13 protein-coding genes are annotated in these 22,434 nt (G+C 72.6%); 8 read left to right on the forward strand and 5 right to left on the reverse strand.

Translation table 11 applies throughout. From position 1 onward, the window contains the following. The first annotated feature begins 180 nt into the window (after positions 1 to 180). The 8 genes from GSY65_RS00560 (at position 181) to GSY65_RS00595 (ending at position 17,217) form a co-directional block, all read left to right on the forward strand. Positions 181 to 966, forward strand: coding sequence for a thioesterase II family protein (locus GSY65_RS00560; protein ID WP_268978177.1), 786 nt, complete (start codon positions 181 to 183; stop codon positions 964 to 966). Then, positions 963 to 4,070 carry a condensation domain-containing protein gene (locus GSY65_RS00565; protein WP_159765224.1) on the forward strand — a complete coding sequence of 1,036 codons (3,108 nt, stop codon included), beginning with the start codon at positions 963 to 965 and terminating at the stop codon, positions 4,068 to 4,070. Before GSY65_RS00560 ends, GSY65_RS00565 begins: the two co-directional genes overlap by 4 nt. Positions 4,071 to 4,113: 43 nt before the next feature. Next, positions 4,114 to 4,314 carry an MbtH family protein gene (locus GSY65_RS00570; RefSeq protein ID WP_159765226.1) on the forward strand — a complete coding sequence of 67 codons (201 nt, stop codon included), beginning with the start codon at positions 4,114 to 4,116 and terminating at the stop codon, positions 4,312 to 4,314. A 32-nt stretch (positions 4,315 to 4,346) separates the two neighbouring features. Next, positions 4,347 to 8,801 carry a non-ribosomal peptide synthetase gene (locus GSY65_RS00575; RefSeq protein ID WP_159765228.1) on the forward strand — a complete coding sequence of 1,485 codons (4,455 nt, stop codon included), beginning with the start codon at positions 4,347 to 4,349 and terminating at the stop codon, positions 8,799 to 8,801. A 71-nt stretch (positions 8,802 to 8,872) separates the two neighbouring features. Further along, positions 8,873 to 9,877 (forward strand): guanitoxin biosynthesis L-enduracididine beta-hydroxylase GntD, encoded by a 1,005-nt coding sequence (gene gntD / locus GSY65_RS00580; RefSeq protein ID WP_236579641.1) that lies wholly within the window; start codon positions 8,873 to 8,875, stop codon positions 9,875 to 9,877. 80 nt (positions 9,878 to 9,957) lie between these two features. Further along, complete coding sequence (locus GSY65_RS00585) at positions 9,958 to 12,615, forward strand: amino acid adenylation domain-containing protein (protein WP_159765230.1); 2,658 nt, start codon at positions 9,958 to 9,960, stop codon at positions 12,613 to 12,615. Between the two features lie 173 nt (positions 12,616 to 12,788). Further along, entirely contained in the window at positions 12,789 to 14,783 is a 1,995-nt protein-coding gene (locus GSY65_RS00590; RefSeq protein WP_443043184.1) for a BTAD domain-containing putative transcriptional regulator, read from the forward strand. 55 nt (positions 14,784 to 14,838) lie between these two features. Then, complete coding sequence (locus GSY65_RS00595) at positions 14,839 to 17,217, forward strand: M28 family peptidase (protein WP_159765234.1); 2,379 nt, start codon at positions 14,839 to 14,841, stop codon at positions 17,215 to 17,217. Positions 17,218 to 17,309: 92 nt separating this feature from the next. Here the strand turns inward: GSY65_RS00595 and GSY65_RS00600 are convergent, their stop codons facing one another. From GSY65_RS00600 to GSY65_RS00620, 5 genes are all read right to left on the reverse strand, one after another. Next, complete coding sequence (locus tag GSY65_RS00600) at positions 17,310 to 17,822, reverse strand: hypothetical protein (RefSeq protein WP_159765236.1); 513 nt, start codon at positions 17,820 to 17,822, stop codon at positions 17,310 to 17,312. Positions 17,823 to 17,886: 64 nt separating this feature from the next. After that, entirely contained in the window at positions 17,887 to 18,891 is a 1,005-nt protein-coding gene (locus GSY65_RS00605; protein ID WP_159765238.1) for a 3-oxoacyl-ACP synthase III family protein, read from the reverse strand. 95 nt (positions 18,892 to 18,986) lie between these two features. Continuing rightward, a complete protein-coding gene (locus GSY65_RS00610) occupies positions 18,987 to 21,149 on the reverse strand; it encodes a 2-oxo acid dehydrogenase subunit E2 (RefSeq protein ID WP_159765240.1) in 2,163 nt (720 codons plus the stop codon). Then, positions 21,146 to 21,403 carry an acyl carrier protein gene (locus GSY65_RS00615; RefSeq protein WP_159765242.1) on the reverse strand — a complete coding sequence of 86 codons (258 nt, stop codon included), beginning with the start codon at positions 21,401 to 21,403 and terminating at the stop codon, positions 21,146 to 21,148. The genes GSY65_RS00610 and GSY65_RS00615 overlap by 4 nt, the downstream gene beginning before the upstream one ends. Further along, positions 21,391 to 22,407: a thiamine pyrophosphate-dependent dehydrogenase E1 component subunit alpha gene (locus tag GSY65_RS00620; RefSeq protein WP_159765244.1), complete on the reverse strand. Its 1,017-nt coding sequence runs from the start codon at positions 22,405 to 22,407 to the stop codon at positions 21,391 to 21,393. Before GSY65_RS00620 ends, GSY65_RS00615 begins: the two co-directional genes overlap by 13 nt. Between the last annotated feature and the right edge of the window lie 27 nt (positions 22,408 to 22,434).

Here is a 22,434-nt window from a genome sequence, read left to right on the forward strand (position 1 = left end):
TCTCACTCGGCTCTCACTTTCTTATCGCTCACCTCTCAGTCGGTCATGGGGTCGTTGAGTGTTCTCCGAGGGAACTGGTACGAATAAGGTCGGTTATTGATTTCCGTTACGTGACCCGGTGGGAGTTGCCGGTCCGGTACCGGTCCACCGCATTGACGCGTTCTGCGTTCGCCATCTCTCATGGAGGTAGAGGTGCGCCCGACCCGACCGAGTTCCCGCTGGTTCCGATCCTTCGGCGACGTCACCGATCCGGTCAGCGAAGTGGTGTGCTTTCCGCATGCCGGGGGCAGCGCAGCGATGTTCCAGAACTGGCAGCGGTACACCTCGGCGTTGAAGATCACGGCTGTGCAGTTGCCTGGCCGTGAGGTACGCCTCGGGGAGCGGCCGTTCTTGGAGATGACCGCGCTCGTGGACGCGCTGGCACCGGCGCTCGCACAGCTGACGGGGCGGCCGTACGCGTTCTACGGGCACAGCATGGGTGCGCTGGTCGCCTTCGAGGTGCTGCGGCGGTTCGGGAAGCTGGACCTGCCCCTGCCGTCGGCGCTGTTCGTGTCCGGCCGGGACGCCCCGCAGTACGCGGACCAGGAGCGGGTCCACCATCTGCCGGACGCGGAGCTGCTGGGGCGGCTGCGGGCCTGGGAGGGGATGGAGCCGCAGGACCTCTCCACGTACGAGGAGCTGGTCAGGCTGATGCTGCCCACCATACGGGCCGATCTGACTCTGGCGGAGACCTACCAGTACGTGCCGGGGCCGCCGCTGCCGGTGCCGGTGCGGGTGCTGCGCGGCAGACGGGACCCGCTGGTGCGGGAGGGGGACGCGGGCTGGGCCCGGCAGACCTCGGCGGACTGTTCGGTGCAGGAGTTCGACGGAGGTCACTACTTCGTCCAGGACCACGAAAGGAGCGTCGTCGCCCACATCGGGGCGGCGCTCGGCGTATCGGCCGCGAGGGAGGCGGGAACCCAGTGAGCAGTTCCTCGTACGCCGGCGGTGTCGGTAGTGGCGAGTCCCGTGACTACAGCGACTACTTCGTGCTCCCGGCCGCGCCGGCGCAGCGCAGTCTGTGGTTCGTCTGTCAGCTGACCCCGTCGAGCAACGCAGCGTACAACGTGGTGAGCGCGGTGCGGCTGACGGGTGAGCTGGACGTCGTGCTGCTCCAGCAGGCCGTGAACGCGGTGGTGGCGCGGCACGAGAGCCTGCGCACCGGGGTCGGCCTGGTCGAGGGCGAACCGCACCAGTTGGTGCTGCCGGAGGCCCTTGTGGCGCTGCCGGTGGTCGACTGCGCGGGCCTGCCGCCCGGAGCGGTCGAGGACCGGGTGCAGTCGCTTGCGCGGGAACAGGCGTCGGCGCCGTTCACGCTGGACGCGCCGCCGTTGCTGCGGCTGGTCCTGGTGCGCGAGGCCGCGGACCGGCACACGCTGATTGTGACGATCCACCATCTCGTGTGCGACAGCTGGTCGATGGACGTGTTCTACGCGGACCTCGCCGACGCCTACCGCGGGTTGCGCGAGCGCGGCGAGGCCGGTCTCGGTGAGCTGGCGGTGCAGTACGCCGACTATGTCGGCTGGCTGGACGAGCAGTTGGCCGGCGAACGGATGGACGAGCTGATCGCCCACTGGCGACGGACGCTGTCCGGTACGGCGCCGCTGCAGCTGCCGGTGGATCGCCCGCGCGAACTGGGGCGGGGCGGGGACGGTGGACGGGTGGAGGAGCGCCTGGACGGGGTGACGACGGCCGCGCTGGAGGAGCTGGCCAAGCGGTCCGGCGGAACGCTGTTCATGGTGCTGCTCACCGGTTTCATGGCGACGCTGGCCCGGGTGACCGGCCAGGAGGACGTCGTGGTGGGCACGCCGGTGGCGGGGCGGCACCATCCGGACGCGGAGCGGCTGGTCGGGTTCTTCGCGAACACCCTCGTGCTGCGCGCCAGGCTGCCGCTGTCCGGCGGGTTCGGGGCTGCGGCCGCAGTTGTGCGGGACGCTTGTGTCGGCGCCTTCTCGCACGACCGGATGCCGTTCGACCGGCTGGTGCAGGAGATGCGGCAGACCCGTGTCCTTGAGCGCAACCCGCTCTTCGACGTGATGTTCTCCATGCCGAACACCCCGCCAGCGGAGGTGGGGTTGCCCGGTCTGACGATGGCGCCGGTGGAACTGTCCCGTGCGGCGGCCAAGTTCGACCTGTGGCTGACGGTGCTGCCGGACGGGGACGGGCTGCGGCTGCAGCTGGACTACGACCGGGGCCTGTACGACGAGGCCACGGCGGCCCGGATCGTGGAGCTGCACAGGCTGGTGCTGACGGACGCCCTGCGGGACCCGGAGGCCCCGGTGGGGGCGCTGCCCCTGGCCGCCGACGCGGCACCGGTGCCGGCTGCGGGCGAGCCGGACGCGGCCGGACCGGCGGCGGGGACGACCGTGGCGCAGCTGCTCGCGGAGCGTCCCGCGGACAGCATGGCTCTGTCGTCGGCGGACGCCGTGCTGACGCTGGGCGAGCTGCGTGAGTGGGCGTCGGATCTGGCCGGCCGGCTGCGCGCCGAGGGCATCGCCGGGCCGGACGTGCGGGTGACCACTCCCCCGGTGCCGTCGGCGGCGCTGGTCGCCGTGCTGCTCGCGGTGTTCGAGGTCGGCGCGGTGCCCGCGTACGGGCTGCGGCACGACCGGGCGGGCGCCTTCGTGCGGCGGGCCGAGGAGGAGGACGGCGGCTGGCTGATCACGACCGGTCCGCGGTTCGACCCGGCGCAGGACACCGGGCCGTCAGGGCCGGACGCGCCGGCCTGGTCGCCACAGGACACCGACCCGGGGGGCGCGGGGGCGGCGCTGTCGCACGGGGCGCTGGCCGCCGCGGTGACGGCCGTCGCGGACCGGCTGTCGGTGACCCCGGAGGACGACGTGGTGCTGCTGGACGGCGGCTCCCCGCCGTCACCGGTGGATCTGCTGATGGCGTTGACGCACGCCCGCAGCCTGCTGCTGTCAGGGGTGCAGCTGGCTCCTCCGGGCCCGCCCGGAGCATTCGTCCTGGCCGATCCGCCGACCTGGCGGCGGGTGCTCACCGAAGGCTGTGAGCCCCCGCCGGGGGCACGGCTGGTGTGTGTCGGTGAGGTGCTGGCGCCCGATCTGGTGGACATGCTCGCACGGACCGGCCGCACCGTGTTCCTGGGCCGCCCCGGTCCCGGGGTGACGGCGGCCCCGGTCGCGCTCGCCCCGCTGGACGAGGGGCGGGGGCGCTGGCTGGGACCGGCTCCCAGCGGTGTGGTGCGCAGTGTGCTGGACGTGCTGGGCAGGCCCGTGGCCGCCGGTCTGGTCGGCGAGCTGTTCGTCACGGACGGGGCGGGCGCCGCCTTGCCGGCGGGGCTGCGGTGCCGCCGGGCCGGGGACGGGGCCCTGGAGGTGGTCGGGCCCGGTGAGGGCTGGCTGTTCACCGGGGACCGCTCCGTCCCGGCGGCGAGCGTCGAGAAGGTGCTCACCGGGTCCCCGGGGGTGGCGGCCTCGGCCGTGACCACGGATGCCGGGCAGAGCCGTCTGGTCGCCTGGCTGGTGCCGGACGGCACCGTCCCGGCCGGCACCGAGGCGGAACGTGAGGCGTTCACCTCCGCCGTCCGGAGCCGAGCCCGGTCCGCGCTGCCCGGCCACCAGGTCCCTGCCGTGTTCGGGGTCCTGGACGAACTGCCCCTGGGACCGGGCGGCGAGATCGACCGGGGCGCCCTGCCGGAGCCGCCCGCGCAGGCGCCGCGCGAGCCGGTGGCGCAGGTGCCGCCCCGCAACGGGGTGGAGCGCCGGGTGCTGTCCCTCTTCCAGGAGGTGCTCGGGCTGTCGGTGATCGGTGTGCATGCCGACTTCTTCGGGCTCGGCGGGCACTCCCTGCTCGCCGCCAAGATGCTGAGCCGCGTCCGGGCCGAGTTCGGTCTGCAGGTGCCGGTGCGCGACTTCTTCCGTCTGCCGACCCCGGCCGGTCTGGCCGCGGCCATCGAGGAACTCGAACGGGCCCGCGACCGCAGGCCAACCGCCGACGAGGCGCTGCTCGCCCAACTCGCCGGGATGTCCGACGACGAGATCGACCAGCTCCTTCGCCATCTGAACTGACCGGCGCATCCGGACCGTATCCGACACACCACGAGGAGGCCTCATGGGTATCGACGACGCAGACACCGTCTTCCAGGTCGTCATCAACGAACAGGACCAGTACTCGATCTGGTTCGCCGACCGGGCGGTGCCCTCGGGCTGGGCCGCCGCCGGCCCGGCTGGCACCAAGCAGGAATGCCTCAAGCACATCGAGCGGGTGTGGACCGACATGCGTCCGCGTTCGGTCCGCGAGCGCTCCGCCTGATCGCATCCGACACTAGGACGGGAGTCCACCGAATGAGCGGGCAGCAAGAGATCGGTTCCCTGACGTCCGAGGAGAAGCGCGCGCTCCTGGCGGGCCTCCTGGACGCCTCCGCGAACGTCACCAGCAATCTGACACTCGAGCAGCGCCGGTTGTGGCTGCTGATCCAGCTGGACGAGAAGCGGCCCTGGCAGACCAGCGTCGCCGTGCGGCTGACCGGCCGGACCGACACGGCCGTACTCCAGCAGGCGCTGTCGACGGCCGTGCAGCGCCACGAGGTGCTGCGCACCACCTTCCGCACGGTGGACGGCCACCCGCTGGCCACCGTCAGGCCGGTGGCGTCGCTGCGGCTGCCGGTGGTCCAGGTGGACCCGGACCGCCTCGACGCCGAACTGGCACGCATAGCGACCTCCGAGACACGCCGCCGGTTCGATCTGGCACAGGGCCCGTTGGTGCGGGCGAGTCTGCTGCGGCTCGGCGAGGAGGACCACGTCCTCTTGCTGACGGTCCACCAGCTCGTGGCCGACCGTCGCTCCGTACGGCTGTTCACCGACGAGGTGCTCACCGGGTACGCGCATCTGCTCGGCGGGAGCGGGGAGGAGGCCGCCGGGCCGGCCGCCGAGCCGCAGGCGCTGGCCGCCGCCCAGCGCGCCTGGCTGACCGGCGACGACGCCGAGAAGGACATCGAGTACTGGCGCGACCGTGCGACCGGCCTGAATGCCCTCGAACTGCCCACCGACCGGCCCCGGCCGCCGGTGAAGACCATCGACGCGGACGTGGTGACGGTGCCGGTGCCGCGTGAACTGCGGGACCGGCTGGAGGCGTTCACGTCCGGTTCGGGACGGCGGCTGTCCCGGCTGCTGCTCGCCGGCTGCACCGCGGTGCTGTCCCGCCACGCCGAGCAGCGCACGTTCGCCGTCGGTGTGCCCGTGCCTCCGTCCTGGCAGGAGGGCGCCGAGGACGTGGTCGGCCCGTTGGAGAACACCCTGCCGGTGCGTTTCGACCTGGACGCCGGTGAATCACTGACCACGCTGCTGGGGCGGACCGACTCCTCCCTGGACGAAGCCCTGGAGCACGCCCGGCTGCCGTTCGAGCAGATCGTGGAGGCGGCGCACCCGCAGCGCGACCTCAGCCGCACCCCGCTGTTCCAGGTGCTGTTCGGCTTCGAGGAGGAGTGGATCAGCCGGGAGCTGCCAGGGGTCACAGCCCGGCGGCTCGACCTGCCGGTGACGTGGACCCCGCACGACATCGACCTGTACGCGGTACGCCGTGACGGGGAGCTGTCGCTGCGGGCCCACTACAACACCTCGCTGTTCGACCGCGCGACCGTCGAGCAGTTCCTGGACCGGATGCTGCTGCTCCTGGACTCCGCGACCGCGGAGCCCGACCGTCCGCTGTCCGACCTGTCGCTGCTGTCCGTGCAGGACCGGGAGCGGCTGGAGGCGTGGAACGCAACGGCGACCGGGCACACCGGGGCCCGGCTGCTGCACGAGCTGGTCGCGGAGGCCGCCGCGGCCCATCCGGACGCGCCGGCGCTGACGTCGAGCACGGCGGAGCTGAGCTACTCCTCCATGGAGCTGCGGGCCGAGGCGCTGGCCGCGCGGCTCGCCGGACTCGGCGCGGGCCCGGAGTCCCTGGTCGGCGTGCTGGCCGACCGGTCGGTGCACACCATGGTCGCGCTGCTTGGTGTACTGAAGACGGGTGGCGCGTACGTGCCGCTGGACCCCTCGTACCCGGCGGACCGTATCGCGTCGATCGCGGAAGAGGCCGGGATCCGCGTGCTCGTCGGCGACCAGGGGACGCTGGACGGGCTCGACGGAAAGGCGGCGGGCCTGGAGCGGGTGGCGGTACCGACCGCCGATCCGGACGGCCCGGTGACACGGCCGGCCGTGGAGATCGAGCCGGACAACCTGGCCTACGTCATCTACACCTCGGGTTCCACCGGCCGTCCGAAGGGTGTGGCGGTGGAGCACCGGCAGATCACGCACTCCACACTGGCCCGTTCGATTCTCGAGGAGCCGGGGCTGCCGGAGCGCTACCTGGTGCTGGCCCCGTTCACGTTCGACGCGTCGGGCGGCGGTCTGTACTGGACGCTGATGCGCGGCGGCACCGTCGTCGTGCCCTCCGAGGCGGAGGTGCTGGACCCGCGGCTGCTCGGTGCGCTGATCCGGGACAAGGACGTCACCCATGTCGACGGGGTGCCTTCGCAGTACTCGGTGCTGCTGGAGACCGAGCAGGAGCCGTTCCCCTCCGTGCGGACGACCGTGCTGGCCGGTGAGGTGCTGCCGCCCAGCCTGGTCGAGGCGCACCGGCGGCGCTCACCCGGCGTGGCCCTGTTCAACGAGTACGGTCCCACCGAGGCGACCGTCTGGGCGTCGGTGCACCCGGTGACCGCCGAGGACGCCGAGTCCGGCCGGGTGCCGATCGGCCGCCCGATCCCCAACACCCGGGTGCATCTGCTGGACAAGCGGCTCAACCCGGTGCCGCCCGGTGTCCCCGGTGAGCTGTACATCGGCGGCGGCGGTGTGGTCCGCGGCTACGTCAAGCGGCCGGGGATGACGGCCGGCAGCTTCCTGCCCGACCCGTTCTCCGAGGAGCCCGGTGCACGGCTGTACCGGACGGGGGACCTCGCACGCTACCGGCAGGACGGCAGCATCGAGTTCCTGGGCCGGGCCGACACCCAGGTCAAGATCCGCGGCTTCCGCATCGAGCTGACCGAGATCGAGAACGTCCTGCTGCGCCACCCGCTGGTCGCCGAGACCTCGGTGATCGCGCGGGAGGACCAGCCGGGTGTGCCGCGCCTGGTTGCGTACGTGATCCCTGTCGTCGGCCGGGTGCTGACCAAGGAGACCCTGATCAAGCATGTGCTGGCGCAGGTGCCGGACTACATGGTGCCCAGCGCGTTCGTGACGCTGGAGCGGATGCCGCTCACCCCGAACGGCAAGATCGACACCGCCGCACTGCCCGCCCCGGACCTTGGCATCGAGGACTTCGTGGAGCCGGGGACGCAGCTGGAGGCGGAGATCGCGGAGACGTTCTGCTCGCTGCTGGGCGTCTCCAAAGTCAGCGCGGTGGCCGACTTCTTCGAGCTTGGCGGGAACTCGCTGCTGGTGGCGCGGCTGACCGCGCAGCTCTCCCGGACGCACGACGTGACGCTGCCGGTCGAGCAGATCTTCCGGGTGCCCACGGTCGCCGGCGTCGCCGCGGCCATCGAGGAGGACCGGCGGCAGCGGGACAACGTGGACAGCGAGGTCCTGTACGCGCAGCAGCTCGAGGAGCTGCACGCGGAGATCACGCTGCCCGAGGAGATCACCCCCGGGGACCTGCCGCACTCGGAGTGGTTCGCGCCGCGCCACGCGCTGGTCACGGGCGCGACCGGTTACCTGGGCGCGTTCCTGGCGGTGGAGCTGATCCTGCGCACGGACGCGCTCGTGCACTGCCTGGTCCGGGCGGAGAACGAGGAGGACGCCTGGGAGCGGATGGAGGCCACGCTCCGCAAGTACCACGCGTGGGACGAGTCCTACCGGTCCCGGATGCGGATGGTGGTCGGTGACCTGGCCAGGCCGCGGCTCGGCCTGGGCGAGGAGGAGTTCGCCGCCGCCGCGGCCGAGCTGGACGTGATCTACCACAGCGGCGCGGTGGTCAACTTCACCTACCCGTACGAGGCCGCCCGGCCGGCCAACGTTGAGGGCACCAAGGAGGTGCTGCGGCTCGCCACGACCACGACGCTCAAGTCGGTCCACTTCGTGTCCAGCGTGGACGTGTTCATGGGCACCGGGGCGGAGCGGCCGTTCACCGAGGAGGACTTGGACAGCCGTCCGATCCGCATCCCCACCGGATACCCGCGCAGCAAGTGGCTGGCCGAGAGGATCGTCTACCTGGCCCGTGACCGGGGCATCCCGGTGACCGTGCAGCGGCCGTGGATGATCACCGGCCACACCCAGACGGGCGCCTCGCACCACACCGACTACCTGTACGTGTACCTGAGGGGCTTCCTCGACCTCGGTGTGCTGCCCCTCTACAACGATGTGATCAACGCGGTGCCGGTGGACTTCACGGCACAGGCCATCGTCCACACCTCGCTGCGGGAGGAGAACTTCGGGAAGAACTTCAACATCACGAACCCGGCGCCCACCACGATGACGCAGTGCTACCAGTGGCTGCGGTCGTTCGGCTACGACCTCAACGTCATCGACGAGGAGGAGGCCCGGCAGCGGGCGCTGGGCGTCGATGAGGACCACGTCCTGTTCCCGATGACCCCGCTGCTGCGGGTCGCCTCGATGCGGCACGCCGCGCTCGACCCGGAACTGCAGAAGCAGATCGACCCGCAGGACGAGTGCCGGGTGCTGACCGAGGCTCTCGAGGGGTCGGGCATCAGCTGCCCGCCGGTGACCGAGGAGTGGGCGCACGCCTGCTTCCGGTTCCTGGTCGACGGCGGCTACCTGCCCGCGCCGGAGGACGTCGTTGTTCCGCAGGGATCCATCAAGTGACCTACAGGGCAAGGAGAGCTCGTGAAGGCACGAGACCGCTGCCACAGGGACTGGCCAGGAGCTGATGACCGGTGATCCGTTACGTGGACCTGGACGCGGCCGAGGCGGCCGCGCTGGACGAACTGACCCGCTCTGTCCTGCGGGACCACGGGGCGAGCAGTGCCCCGTCCCTGCTGGACGACCTGTCGCTGGTGGCCCACCGGATGCCCCCGCGCCTGATCCGGGAGCTACGGCGGTTCCGGACCGCCGAGGAGGCGTCCTGCCTGGTCGTGCGCGGCCTGCCGGTGGACGAGAGCCGGCTGGGGCCGACGCCGCTGCACTGGAGGGAACCGCCGAGGGAGCCGGAGTCGGAGGTGCACGAGGTGTTCCTGACGCTGGCGACGGCGCACCTCGGCGACATCTTCGGCTGGTCGACGCTCCAGAACGGGCGGCTGGTGCACGACGTGCTGCCGGTTCCGTCGCACGAGAACGACCAGAGCGGTCACGGCACGGTGGAGCTGGCCTGGCACACGGAGGACGGTTTCCACCCGTACCGCTGCGACTATCTGCTCCTGCTGGGGCTGCGGAACCATGACGCGGTGCCCACCGGCGTGGCCGGGGTGGACGAGGTGGTGCTGACCGACGAGGACCGGGATGTGCTGAGCCAACCCCGGTTCCTGATCCGGCCGGACACCGAGCACCTCCGGCACGCCCGGACGCTCACTGCGGACCGGGGAAGTCCGCACGTGGTGCAGCTGATGCAGGACGAACCGGAGCCGTGCGCGGTGCTGTTCGGGCACCCGGACCGGCCGTACCTGCGGATCGACCCGGCGTTCATGTCACCGCTGCCGGGTGATCCGGAGGCGGCGGCGGCGCTGGAGGCGCTCACCGCGGAGCTGCAACGGAACCTGACCGACGTGGTTCTGAGCCCCGGTGACCTTCTGGTGATCGACAACTACCGGGTCGTGCACGGCAGAGCCGCGTTCAAGGCCCGGTTCGACGGCACGGACCGCTGGCTGAAGAAGGCGGTCGTCACCCGGGACCTGCGCAAGTCGCGGGCCCACCGCAAGTCGCCGGCGGAGCGCGTGCTGCTCTGACGGCTTGTGAACACACCGAGGCGACCGGGCGGGTCCCGTCCGGTCGCCGTACCACGACAGCACACCTGAAGGGAACGAACATGCCCGCGTCGCCCGTGTCCCGGTCCGTGCGCACGCCTGGCCCGGTGGCCGGCCCGGTGGATGGTCCTCCGGCCGGACCGGCCGACGTGCCCCCGGGCGGCCGCGCCGGGCTCACCGCCGGCTGCTGGGTGGTCGACGGCCCGCTCGATCCGGGGGTGCTGCGGGTCCGGGTCGCGGGCGGCGGCCAGGAGGTTCCGCTCACGGTGCTCGGCCCGGGGAGCGTCGGGACGGACCGTGAGGAGTGGGGCGAGCTGATCCGTGACGAGACGGCCGCCGCCGAGGCGGAGCCGGGCCCGGCCCGCGTGCTGCTGGCCCGGCTCGACGAGGAGCGGTCCCTGCTGGTGGTGGTCACCGAGGACGCCCTGCCCCCGGCGGTGGTGATGCGGTGGCTGCTGACGGACGACGCCCCGTTCCCGGCGGTCGGCACGGGGCCTGAAGGGCTGTCACGGGCCGCCGCCGGGCCGGCGGACGGGCAGTCCGGGGGCGAGCGGGGGCCGTCGGGTCTGCCGGGCGGCGGTGACCGGGCCTCCGGGTACGCGGAAACGGTACGGGTCCCGGCCGGGCAGGCCGCCGCGCGGCTGCGCTCCACCGGTGTACCCGTGGAGGCGTCGCTGGCCGTGGCCCTGACAGTGCTGCTGGTCCGCTGCGGCGGCGCGCCCGGTACGGGGATCGTCGTCGCGACCGACGCGCCCGTGGCGGTCACCCCGCGAGTGGCCGAGAGCGTGTCCGGGACGGTCGCACTGCGGGCGAGCGGGCACGCGCTCGCCTCGGGTGTCCCGGTCCACCCAGGGTTCCACGCGGCGCTCGCGGTGTCCCCGTGCGGAGTATCGGAGCCGGAACGGGTCGGCGCACACACCGCGTCGGCGGTCCGGCCGCCGGACGCGGTGGCCCACCACGGGCTGCTGGTCCTGCTGGAGGACGACCGGCTGCGGATGGACTACGACACAGGTCTGCACGAGGAAGGCGCCGTCGCCACGTTCGCTGCGCGGCTGCTCGCCGTCCTGGAGGAGCTGCTCGACGACCGCCCGGTGTATGGGATCGTCGCCGCCGGGGCGGCGGAGCGGGCCGCGCTCGCCGAGTGGTCGCGCGGTGCGGAGGCGGCTGTTCCCGCCGTTTGCCTGCACACGCTGGTCGAGGAGCGCGCCGCGCGGACCCCGGACGCGCCGGCCGTGCTGTGCGGGGGAACCGAACTGACCTATGGACGGCTGGACGAGGACGCCAACCGGGTGGCCCACCTGCTGCGTGCGGCCGGGGTCGGTCCCGGGGGGCTCGTGGCGCTGCTGACCGAGCGTGCGGCCTGGTCGGTGACCGCGATGCTGGGCACCCTGAAGGCCGGTGCCGCCTACGTCCCGATCGAGCCGACGTATCCGCCCGAGCGCGTCCGGCGCATCCTCGACGACTCGGGCGCCGTGGTGCTGCTCACCGGTCGGGAGCCGGAGTACGCGGTGCCGGTGCCGGTGCTCGTGGGCGGGGAGGCGGCCGGGCTGCCCGGCACCGCGCTCGGCGTCCCGGTCACCCCCGACGACCTGGCGTACGTCATCTACACCTCCGGTTCCACCGGGACGCCCAAGGGCATCGGCGTGCACCACCGCGCGATCGTGGCGTCCACGGCGGCCCGGGCGGTGGCCGGTCCGCCGCCCGGCCGGGATCTGGTGCTGCCGCCGCTGTGCTTCGACGGGGCGGCGGGCGGCATGTTCTGGGCGCTGACCTCCGGGGGCGCGGTGGTACTGCCCACCGAGCGCGAGGCGCACGACCCGATGGCTCTGCGGAAGCTGCTGGAGTCCGCGGCCGTCACCCATGTCCACGCCGTGCCCTCGCACTACCGGATCGTGCTCCAGGTCGCGGGCCGGGAGGCGCTCGGCCGGCTCGCGATGGTGGCCGTGGGCGGGGAGCGGCTCGGCCCGGAAATCGTCGCCGAGCATCTGCGGCTGTGCCCACAGGCTCCGCTGTTCAACGACTACGGGCCGACCGAGTGCGCGGTGTGGGCCACCACGCAGCGCTGCGGTCCGGCGGAGGCGGCCGGCGCGGGCATCCCGATCGGGCGTCCGGTGCCCGGATACCAGGCGCACGTGCTCGACGGCGGGCTGCGGCAGGTCCCACCCGGGGTGCCGGGCGAGATCTGGCTCGGTGGGCCGGGGGTCGCCCGCGGCTACCAAGGCCGTGCGGCGCTGACGGCCGAGCGGTTCCTGCCCGATCCGTTCCGGCCCGGCGGGCGGCTGTACCGGACGGGGGACCGCGGGCTGTGGGGGCAGGACGGCCGGCTGCGCATCCTGGGCCGGGTGGACCACCAGGTGAAGGTGCGCGGCTTCCGGATCGAGCTGGGTGAGGTCGAGGCGGCGGTCCGCAGACATCCGGCCGTCAGCGAGTGCGCGGTGCTGCTGCGGCAGGAGGGGCCTGCTGAACAACTCGTCGCTTTCGTGGTGTTGGGAGCCCGTGCGACCGTCCCGGATCTGCAGCGGAAAATCGCAGAGTCGGTACCGGAGCAGATGCGCCCCCACCACATCGCCATAGTGGAGCGCCTTCCGCGAACACCGGGCGGAAAGGTGGACGCCTCGGCTCTTCGCACCATGTCTGTTCCCAGCCGAACAGGCACGACCGACACCCGAACAGGCACGACCGACGCCCGAACGGGCATGACCGACAGCCGTTTCCCTTAAACCGTTCTGTTCCAGCCATTCCCCCTCTCTCATGGCGCACACCGATCTCTTGCACCGCTGCCGGAAAGACTCGGTCAAGGTAACCCCACAATGGCGTTCGATTTGGGTATGGACATGCCAAGTGGAGTTCTGTAGAGTTCCCCGTTGGCTGCGATAAGTCCGTCACCTGGAGGATGATCTTGCCGTTCCACAATGGTTTTTCATCTCTCGAAACAGGTCGTCCGAGCGAGGGGAACAACGGCAATGTCCGCGATGTTTTCTTTCGCATTCTCGGGCCATTAGAAGCAGCTGTCCACGGTAAGCCGATTCGCGTGGGCCGAAATCGCCAGTTGACTGTTCTGGCAGCGTTACTGCTCAATGCGAACCGCGTCGTCCCGGTGAATTCACTCATCGACGCCGTATGGCGTTCCACGCCGCCCGCCACGGCGGACAAGCAGATCCAGACCTGCGTCTGGCGGCTGCGGAACGCATTCGCCGCAGCGGGTGCGCCGGTCGACCTGATAGAGACCGAACAGGGCGGCTACCGCATACGGCTCGACGAGGAGGATCTCGACGCACACGCGTTCGAAAAAGCTGTGCGCCGGGCCCGGGAGCTGACCGCTGCCGGCGACCTGGAGTCCGCTTCCGCCGAATACCAGCGGGCGCTCGCCTTCTACCGGGGCCAGCCGCTCGCCGACATCTCCGGGCCGCTGACCTACGCGGTGGCCGCGCACTGGGAGGAACGCCGCTTCTCCGTCCTCGAGGAATGGCTTGACATCGGGCTGACCCTCGGCCGGCACGCGGAACTCATCAGCGAGCTCAAGCCATTGGTCGCCGAATATCCGATGCGCGAGCGGCTGTGCGCCCAGTTGATGACCGCGCTGTATCAGTCCCAGCGTCGTGCGGAGGCGCTGGCCGTCTACCGCAACAGCCGCCTGGCACAGATCAAGAATCTCGGGCTGGAGCCGAGCACGGGACTTCAGGAACTGCACCAGAAGATCCTGGCCAGCGAGCCGATCGCCCCGCCGCCCGCCGTCGTGGCGCACCGGCCCTGGCCGGGCGCCAAGGTGCCGGCTCAACTGCCGCCCCGTATCAAGGACTTCACCGGACGGCGCGACCTGCTCCAGCGCATCACCTCGGACCTGCGCGCGGGCGGCGAACCACGCGTGGTGGCACTGGCGGGATGCGGCGGCACCGGCAAGACCGCCCTCGCGATCCACGCGGGTCTCGCCCTCCAGCAGCACTTCCCCGACGGCCAGCTCTACGCCGACCTGCGCGGGCACACCGACCCCGTGCACCCGCAGGAGGTTCTGAACGGCTTCCTCGACGCGTTCGGGGTGCCGGAACAGCGTATCCCCGCGGGTCTCGCCGCCCGTGCCGCGCTGTTCCGCAGCATCACCGCCAGCAAACGGCTGCTGATCGTCCTGGACGACGTGGCGGAGTCCACGCGTTACGAGGCCCTGCTGCCCAGCGGCGAGAGCGCGGTCCTGTGCACCGGCCGGGCCAGTCTGCTGAAGATCCCCGGCCTGACCGAGTACCGCGTCGACGGGCTGCCCACCGACGAGGCACTGGACCTGCTCGCCTCCCTGGCGGGCATGGAGCGCGTCTTCGCCGAGGTCGACAGCGCCCGGCGGATCGTGCAGCTCTGCGGACACCTGCCGCTCGCCATCCGGGCCGCCGGAGCGCGGCTGCGGGCCCGCCCCCACTGCACCCTGCGCAGCTTCACCGACCGCCTGGCGACGCGGCAGGACCGGATCGCCGAACTCTCCATCGGCTCGCTGGACATGGGGGCGCGGCTCGACTCGACCGTGGAACAGCTGTCGCCGCTCGCCTACCGGTTGTGGCTGCGGCTCAGCATGTGCGACCTGGACGCCGTCCCCGAGTGGATGGCCTCCGCCGTCTCCGACCGCCCCGGCGAGGACACCCAGCGACTGCTGGACACCCTGGTCAACGCCCACTTGCTCACGGTCACCCAGGACCGGGCACCGGACGGCCCCTTCTACTCGTTCAACCCGCTGGTGCGCGATCACGCCCGGCAACGCGCCGCGACGGAGCTCGGAGCCCTCGCCGGACAGGACGTGGTGGACCGCATCACGCTCGCCCCTTCCGGGCGGGAGGGCGCGGCCGGGGTGTCCGGCGCATTCCAGCCGGACGAGGAGTGCTCGGTCTATGGCACTCAGGCGGTATGACGGCGAGGCTGGCGGCTCCCGCCCCGAGAACCGGAACGGGTCCACGCCGGCCCGCGTGAGCGATCCCCGCCCTGGTGAGGGAGCCCACGGCAGCCCCGGCCACCCCCGCCCCGGCCAGGCCGGTCCGGAAGGGACGAGGCGCACCACCGGTGGGCGCTGGGTCTTCCCGGCGGCCGTCGCCGTGTTCGCCGCGCTGTGTCTCTCCCTGGTCGCCTGGAACAGCAGGATGCCCGCCGCCCGGGGGCCGGACGCGCCAGCCGACACCTTCTCGGCGGGCCGCGCCGCCGCGCACGTACGGGAGATCGCCACCGCCCCCCGGCCCAGCGGCTCCGCCGCGCACACCCGGGCCCGTGAGTACATCGTCCGCACCCTCACCGCGCTGGGCCTCGACACCCGGGTGCACACCGGGGCGGCGGCGTCCCACCGTCCCGGTCTGTCCCCCATCGGCGCCGACTCCCGCTACGCCGACCTGCGGCTGCAGAACGTGGTCGCCCGCGTCCCCGGAACCGCGAGCACCCGGCCGGTCGCGCTGGTCACCCACTACGACTCCACAGAAGCGGGGCCCGGCACCAATGACGCCGGTGTCCCGGTGTCGGTGCTGCTGGAGACGGCGCGCGCGATGCGGGAGGGGCCGCCCCCGCGCAACGACGTCCTCTTCGTGTTCACCGACGCCGAGGAGAGCGGACTGCTCGGCGCGCAGGCCCTGGTGGCCGGACCGGGGACGCTGCCGCCCGACACGGTGGTCCTCAACTTCGAGGCCAGAGGCAGCAAGGGTCCGAGTCTGATGTTCGAGACAGGACCGGACGCCGGCTGGCTGGTGCGCACCCTGGCCGAGTCGGCGCCGGACGCACGGGCCGACTCGCTGCTGGACGCCGCGTACCGTTACATGCCCAACCTCACCGACTTCACCGTGTTCCAGGAAGCCGGGCACCAAGGCCTGAACCTGGCCTATCTCGACGGCTACACCCACTACCACGGCACCGGTGACACCCCGGACCGGGTGGACCCGGCCACCGTCCAGCACCAAGGAGAGCAGGCCCTCGGTCTGGCCCGCGCACTCGCCTGGGCCGACCTGACGCACACCCCGGCCGGGGACTCTGCGTACTTCCGGGCGGGCGGATGGTTCGTCTCCTACCCGCTGGGCGCGGCGCTGCCCGCCGCGCTGGCTACGGTCGGGCTCGGCCTGGCGCTGCTGCTGGGGCTCCGGGCGCGCGGCGCGCTTACCGTGGGTGCCGTCCTGCGGGGGTTCGCCGTCGCCCTCGGGCAGCTGGTGCTCGCCGCCGGGGCCGCGTTCGGCCTGGCGCCCCTGGTCGCGTCGGGACACCCCGAGTTCGCCCACTACCACGACATCGGTGGTCACGGCCCGGCCCTGGTCGGGTTCCTGTCGCTGGCCCTGGCCGTCGGCTGCGCGCTCGCGCTGATCGCCAAGCGGTGGGCGGGCGCCCGGGCGCAGGTGGCGGGGGCCTTGCTGCTGTGGATCGTCCTGTCCGTCGTGTCGGCGGTGCTGCTGCCCGGCGGCAGCCATGTGTTCGTCTGGCCGACACTGGGGCTGCTCTCCGCGGCCGCTGTGCTCACCTCGCGGGCCGGGGAAACGGCGGGGGGCCGGGTGCTGGCCGCCGCCCTGGGCACGGTGCCGGCCGCCCTGCTGGTGTTCCCGCTCGTGCCGCTGCTCACGAACGCTCTGGGCCTGGGCCTTGTGGCCGCGCCGGTGGCCGTGGCAGCGCTGCTCACGGCGCTGCTGCCGGGGGTGCTGCCGGTCCTGCCCCGGCTGCTGCCGGTGACCGCCGCCGTGGTCGCGACGGCCGTGCTGGCGGGGGCCGCGCTGCTGCCCCGGGAACCCGAGAACCCGGTACGGGCCGACCTTCTGTACCTGTGGGACGCGGACCGGCGTACGGGCCACTGGATCAGCGGGGTCCCGGCGGACGACTGGAGCGACGACTTCCTGCCTGCGGACGCCGAGCGCGGCTCGGTGGCGGATCTCTGGCCGGGCTGGCGGGTGCCGGTCCGGCGGGGCCCGGCCGAGGCGTACCCGCTGCCCGGCCCCCGGGTCACCACAAGGGTCCTCGCGGACACGGCGGACGGCGGACGGCGGGTCCGGGTGACGGCGGCGTCCAGGCGGGGCGCCGACCACCTGGTGGTTCTCGTCAGCGGGACCGCCGTCCGCGGCTGGTCCCTGTCCGGGGTGCCCGGGCAGTACGCCGACGACCCGGCCGGTGACGCCCCGTGGGAGCTGTGGATCCGTCATGTACCGGCGCGGGGCGCGGAACTGGAACTGGAGCTGGGTGCGGGGCCGGCGACGGTCCGGGTCATCGACCGCACCCAAGGCCTGCCGGGGCCGGCGGCCGACCGATTGGACGGCACACGGCCGCCCGCGCTCGGGGTCGCCTCACTCGGAGAAGCCTCCCTGGCCGCCACCACCCGGACGCTGGAGTGAGGTGGTGCGTGACGCCGTACGGCGGAGAGTCGTGCGGGACATGCGACCGGGGGTGGCGCGTTCAGCGCCACCCCCGGTCCCCTTCGGTCGGGTCAGGCGGACGCGGAGGCCGACGGCTGCGGGGCGAGCCCGTCGGCCACCTTCGCCGTCGCCTTCTTCAGTGAGGTGCACACCTGCGGGGTCATCGCCGTGGTCCGGCCGAGCCGCAGTTCCACGGTGCTCTTCTCCCCCGCGTCCAGGAAGATCTTGCAGACGCCGTCCAGCGAACCCATCAGCATGACGGCGTCGTGCTCGCCGAAGCGCATCGTGCTCCGTTTGCCCTGCCCGGTGGCCGTGTCCTGCAGCGGCCGGTCCCGCAGCAGCACGGTGAGGGTGCCGAACTCGTGGCTGTGTGCGGTACAGCCTTCCCCGGACAGCTGGCTCACCGAGGGCTCCCCTAGGCCGAACTCGACGGCCAGCGGCCGCAGCACCTTGCAGGCGGGGGTGTCGGCCGCGTCGGAGGCGCGCACGGCCGAGTCGGGTTCGGCCCCGCAGGACACCAGCCCGAGGCAGGCGCAGACCAGCGCGGCTGCCGTCCAGGCGCGCCGGGCGGGTTGACGGCTCATAGCGTGTCACTCCGATCTGTTCGGTGGCGGAAGAGGGCTCCCCGGACAGGGCCGGGCCGGCTGGTCAGCACTGGAGGATCGCGCACGCCCAGTGCATGCCCCGGCCGTTGGTCGCGAGGGCCACGAGGTCCCCGGGCGACAGCTTCCCGGCCTCGTACGTGCGGGCGAGGGAGAACAGGTGGTCGGCGGCGCCGAAGTGCCCGTGCTGGCGTGCCAGTCGGGTGTTGGTGCGCTCCAGCGGTACCCCGATCAGTTCCGCCTGCGCCGCCAGGACCCGGGCGTTGTCGTTGAGCAGCAGGAGCCAGGCCAGGTCCTCCTCGGCGCATCCGGCCTGACGGCAGGCCCGGTGCACGGCGCGCGCGGTGCGGTCGTCGATCTCCTCGGCGTAGGCGGCCAGTCGCTCCGCGTCGTGCTGGAAGTGTTCGACCACGTCCCAGGAGTCCCGTACGCAGGGTGTCTCGGCGCCGGGCACGAAGGGCTGCCTGGCGCCGCCGACGTCCATCCGGAAGAAGTCGGCGTACCGGCCGTCGGTCTCCGCGTACGAGGCCCGCCAGCGCAGGGTGGGCGCGTCGCGTACGGCGAGCGCGGCGGCGGCCCCGTCGGAGAACAGCAGCGAGTGGGTGTCCAGCCGGTTCCAGTACGCCTCGACGGTACGGTTGGCGCCGACGACCAGGGCCGTGCCGTAGCCGGGATGGGTGGCGAAGCGTCCCGCGACGGTGTCGAAGGCGGTGACCCCGCCCGCGCAGCCCTGGTCGACGAGGACCGCCTCGGCCCGGCTCAGGCCGAGTTCCCACTGGACCCGGGCCGCCGCGTCCCAGTACAGATGGTCGGCGAGGTCGGTGAGGGCGAGGACGAGCAGGTCCACCTCGCGTGGGTTCACCCCCGCCAGGGCCCGCCGCCCGGCCTCGACGGCGAGGTCGGTGACGCTGGTGCCGGGCTCGGCCCGGTGGATGCAGTCGTATCCGTATCCGAGGACGCGCTCGACGTCCTCGGTGTAATCGGCCACCACGTCCTTGACGGCGGTCTCCTCGCCGAGTGCCGTGCCGAAGGCGGTCAACCCGTACGCCACGAGAACTCCTCACTTGACTGCTCCGGCGGCCGCAGGGCCGCTGGAGTCTGACCGGTCCGGGCAGGGCTCTGCCACAGCGCCACCACGTCACGTCCTCACTGCGGGTCGACCAGTTCGACGAGCTTCTCCGCGTCGTGGAGGGCGTCCGCGACAGTGCGCAGGAAGGCGACCGCGTCCCGGCCGTTGACCACCCTGTGGTCGTAGGCGAGTCCGAGGGTGACCACGGTGGTGGAGGCGGGCACCTCGTCCTTGAGGACGAGCCGGGTGAGCGCGCCTCCCACCGAGACCATGCAGAGTTGCGGCGCCATGACGATCGGCTGGACGAACAGGACACCGGGTTCGGTGTTCAGCGACACGCTCAAACAGCCGCCGGACAGCTCACCCGCGGTGAACTCGGCGCGGAACGCCTTCAGCCGGAAGTCCATGAGGTCGTCGGAGAGGTCGGCGAGGGAACGGCTGGCGCAGTCCCGCAGCACGGGGATGTAGAGGCCGTTCCCGGCGTCCAGGGTGACGCCGATGTCGACGGTGTCGGCGAGCCGCACGGTCCGTTCGTCCACCAGGGTGCCGAACAGGTGCGGGAAGGCGGGGTGCGCGGCGGCCACGGCCTTGACCACGGCCTCCGGCAGTCCGACCTCGGCGCCGGTCTCGTCGGACAAGGTGCGCAGCCTGGCCAGCACCGCGTCCACGGAGACCTCGACCGCGGCGAAGGCGACGGGCACTTCCCGGTGGGCGCGGGTGACCACCGCGGCGGTCCCCTGCTGGGCCCGGTCGAGCACGTGGGTGCGGGCGGCGGGGCCGGGCTCCTGGGCGGGAGGGGGCGCGGGGGCGGCCGCGGGCGCGGCGGAGGCGGTGGGTGCAGGGGTGCCGGGCGCCGGGGCAGCGGGTGCCGGGGCGGCGGGCGGTTCGGCGAGGAGCTCGGCGAGGAGTTCCCCGACGCCGACCTCACTGCCTTCCGGGGCGTGCACCCGCAGATGCCCGGCAGCCGGTGCGGCGATCTCCTCGACCGCCTTGGAGGTCTCCAGCTCGACCAGTGGGTCCCCCTCGTCGATGTACGCGCCGTCGTCGGCGAACCACCGGAGCACCAGGTAGGCGGTGTCGTTGTTGTTGAGCTTGGGCACGGCGACCGGCAGCCCGGCCGTCGGCTCGGCACTCTCCGCAGCGGCGGCTCCCGGCCCGGCGGCCTCCGGGCCGGCGGCCGCGAGCGGGGCGGCAGGCGGCGGGGCGGCAGGCGTGCGGGGCGGCAGGGACCGGGCCACGCCGGCCTCGATCTCGTCGGCGATCCGCTCAGCGCCGAGCAGCACCACCGCCTCCAAGTGCGGTGCGGTTGGCACCACCGAGTCGGCCGAGGACAACAGCAGGACAGGCGAGCGCAGTTGCGCCCAGATCCTCGTGTGCACCCGGGCGGCGATCTCGGCGCCCCAGGTACCGCCCTCGGTGCTCTCCTCCGCCACGGCGACCAGCCGGGCGTCCGCCAGCAGCGGCAGCACCGGCTCCAGGTCGGGCGGGTAGAGCCGGGCGGGGACCAGGACGTGCGCGGCGATCCGGCGGGCGCGCAGGAGCCGCGCGGCGTCGAGGGCCCGGTGCACGGTGCCGCCCGGACAGATCAGCACCACGTCGGCGGCGGTGCCGTCCATGGGGGAAACGTGCGCCCAGCCGGTGGACCCGCCCCGCAGCGCGTACCGGTGGTGTTCGTCCACCACCCCGTCGCGGAACATCCGCCGGGTGTAGAGGACCTTGTCCTCGAAGAGCATCGCGGGTCCCCGGTCGAGGCCCTCGGCAAGCTGGGCGTACGGGTCGTGGAAGGGACTCGTCTCGTACAGGGCCAGGTTGGGCACGCCGAGGAAGTGCTTCTGGAGGCTCTGGCTGTGGGTGGGACCGTAGCCACGGTTGCCGCCCACGGGACAGCGCACCACCACCGGCATCGGCACCCGGTCGCCGTACATTGTCACCGACTTGGAGATCAGGTTGAGTATCTGGTCGAAGGCGAGCGCGGCGAAGTCGCCGAACATCATCTCCACGATCGCCTGGTCGCCCGCGAGCGCCAGGCCGCCCGCCACGCCGGTGATGCCCGCCTCGCTGATCGGGGTGGAGAGCACCCGGTCCGGGTGGCGGGCCGACAGACCGCGGGTCACCTTGAAGGCGCCGCCGTACGGGTCTCGCACGTCCTCGCCGAGCAGGTGTAGTGAGGACCGTTCCTCGAACAGGCGGTGCAGGGCCGCGTTGAGTGCCTCCACCACGCGGGGCGCGGGGCGGGTCACGGCGTCCCCGGCTTCGCGGTGAGTGCCGCGCGCAGGGCGCCGACGCTCCGGCAGCGGCGCACCTCGCGGGCGGTGAGCCGGATGCCGTAGGTGTGTTCGATACGGGAGACGATCTGGACGTGTCGCAGGCTGGTCCAGGCCGCCGTGGTGGCGGTCCCGGTCTCCTCCGTCACCTCGGCGGCGGGTATCTGGAGCACCTCGGCGACGAGGCCGGTCAGTCCGCTCAGGTCGGTGGGCTCGGTCAGTTCGGCCATCGGTCCTCCTTCCTCGGGTCCGCGGGACCGGACCCCGTCCAGGTGGCGGGCGGCCGTGCCTCCACCTCGCGGGCCACTTCTTCCAGGTCGGCGCGGATGCGCGCGTCGAGTTCCCGGAACGGCGCGCCCAGTCGGCCGGTCAGCTCCCGGTGCCAGTCGCCGGCCCGGAGCCGCTCCACCTCCGCCGGGTCGCGGGTGTCGTCGCCCTTGCTGTGGGGGCCCAGCCGGTGGGTGGTGAACTGCACGACCGCCGGGCGGTGTTCCTCGCGGACCCGGCGCACCACGGGGGTGAGCCGTTCTCGGATCTCCGGTACGTGGTGGCCGGTGATCTCCACGAAGTCGATGCCGAAGGCGGCGGCCCGGTCGGCGATCGAGCCGGCCATCTGGGCGTGCGTCGGGGTGGATTGGGCGATCCCGTTGTGTTCGACGACGACCAGGACCGGCACCTGCCACAGGGCGGCCATGTTGAGTGCTTCGTAGACCGCTCCCTCGCCCCAGGTGCCGTCGCCGACGAACGCGGCGGCGAGCCGGCCGGATCCCGTGCGCTTGCAGCGCAGTCCGATGCCTACGGCGAGCGGCAGGCTCTGCCCTTGCACACCGGTGGAGAGGTAGCCGTCGCGGCGGATGTGCTGGCTGCCGCCGACGCCTGAACACACCGCGCCGACGCGTCCCATGATCTCCGCGAGCAGTCCGGCGGGGTCCCGGAACAGGGCGAGGTAGTGGCCGTGGCCCCGGTGGTTGCTGAGTACGTGGTCGCCGACGAGCAGCGGGGCCAGGGCGACCGGCACGTACTCCTGTCCGAGGCAGGTGTGCGTGGTGCCGTTGAGCCTGCCCTCGGCGAACATCCGCAGCAGCAGGTTCTCGAAGTGGCGGATGGTCAGCAGGGATTCCAGGTCCTCACGCCCGGGTGCGGCGGGGGGTTCCGCGAGGGACAGGGCAACCGGTGGGTGTGCGGCGGCCGGGGCGGCCGGTGTACGGCCCGGTTCCGGCGGACGCGCGGTCATGGCGGACTCCTCCCTGCGGACAGGACT

The organism is Streptomyces sp. HM190 (assembly GCF_009857135.1).
Taxonomy (GTDB): domain Bacteria; phylum Actinomycetota; class Actinomycetes; order Streptomycetales; family Streptomycetaceae; genus Streptomyces; species Streptomyces heilongjiangensis.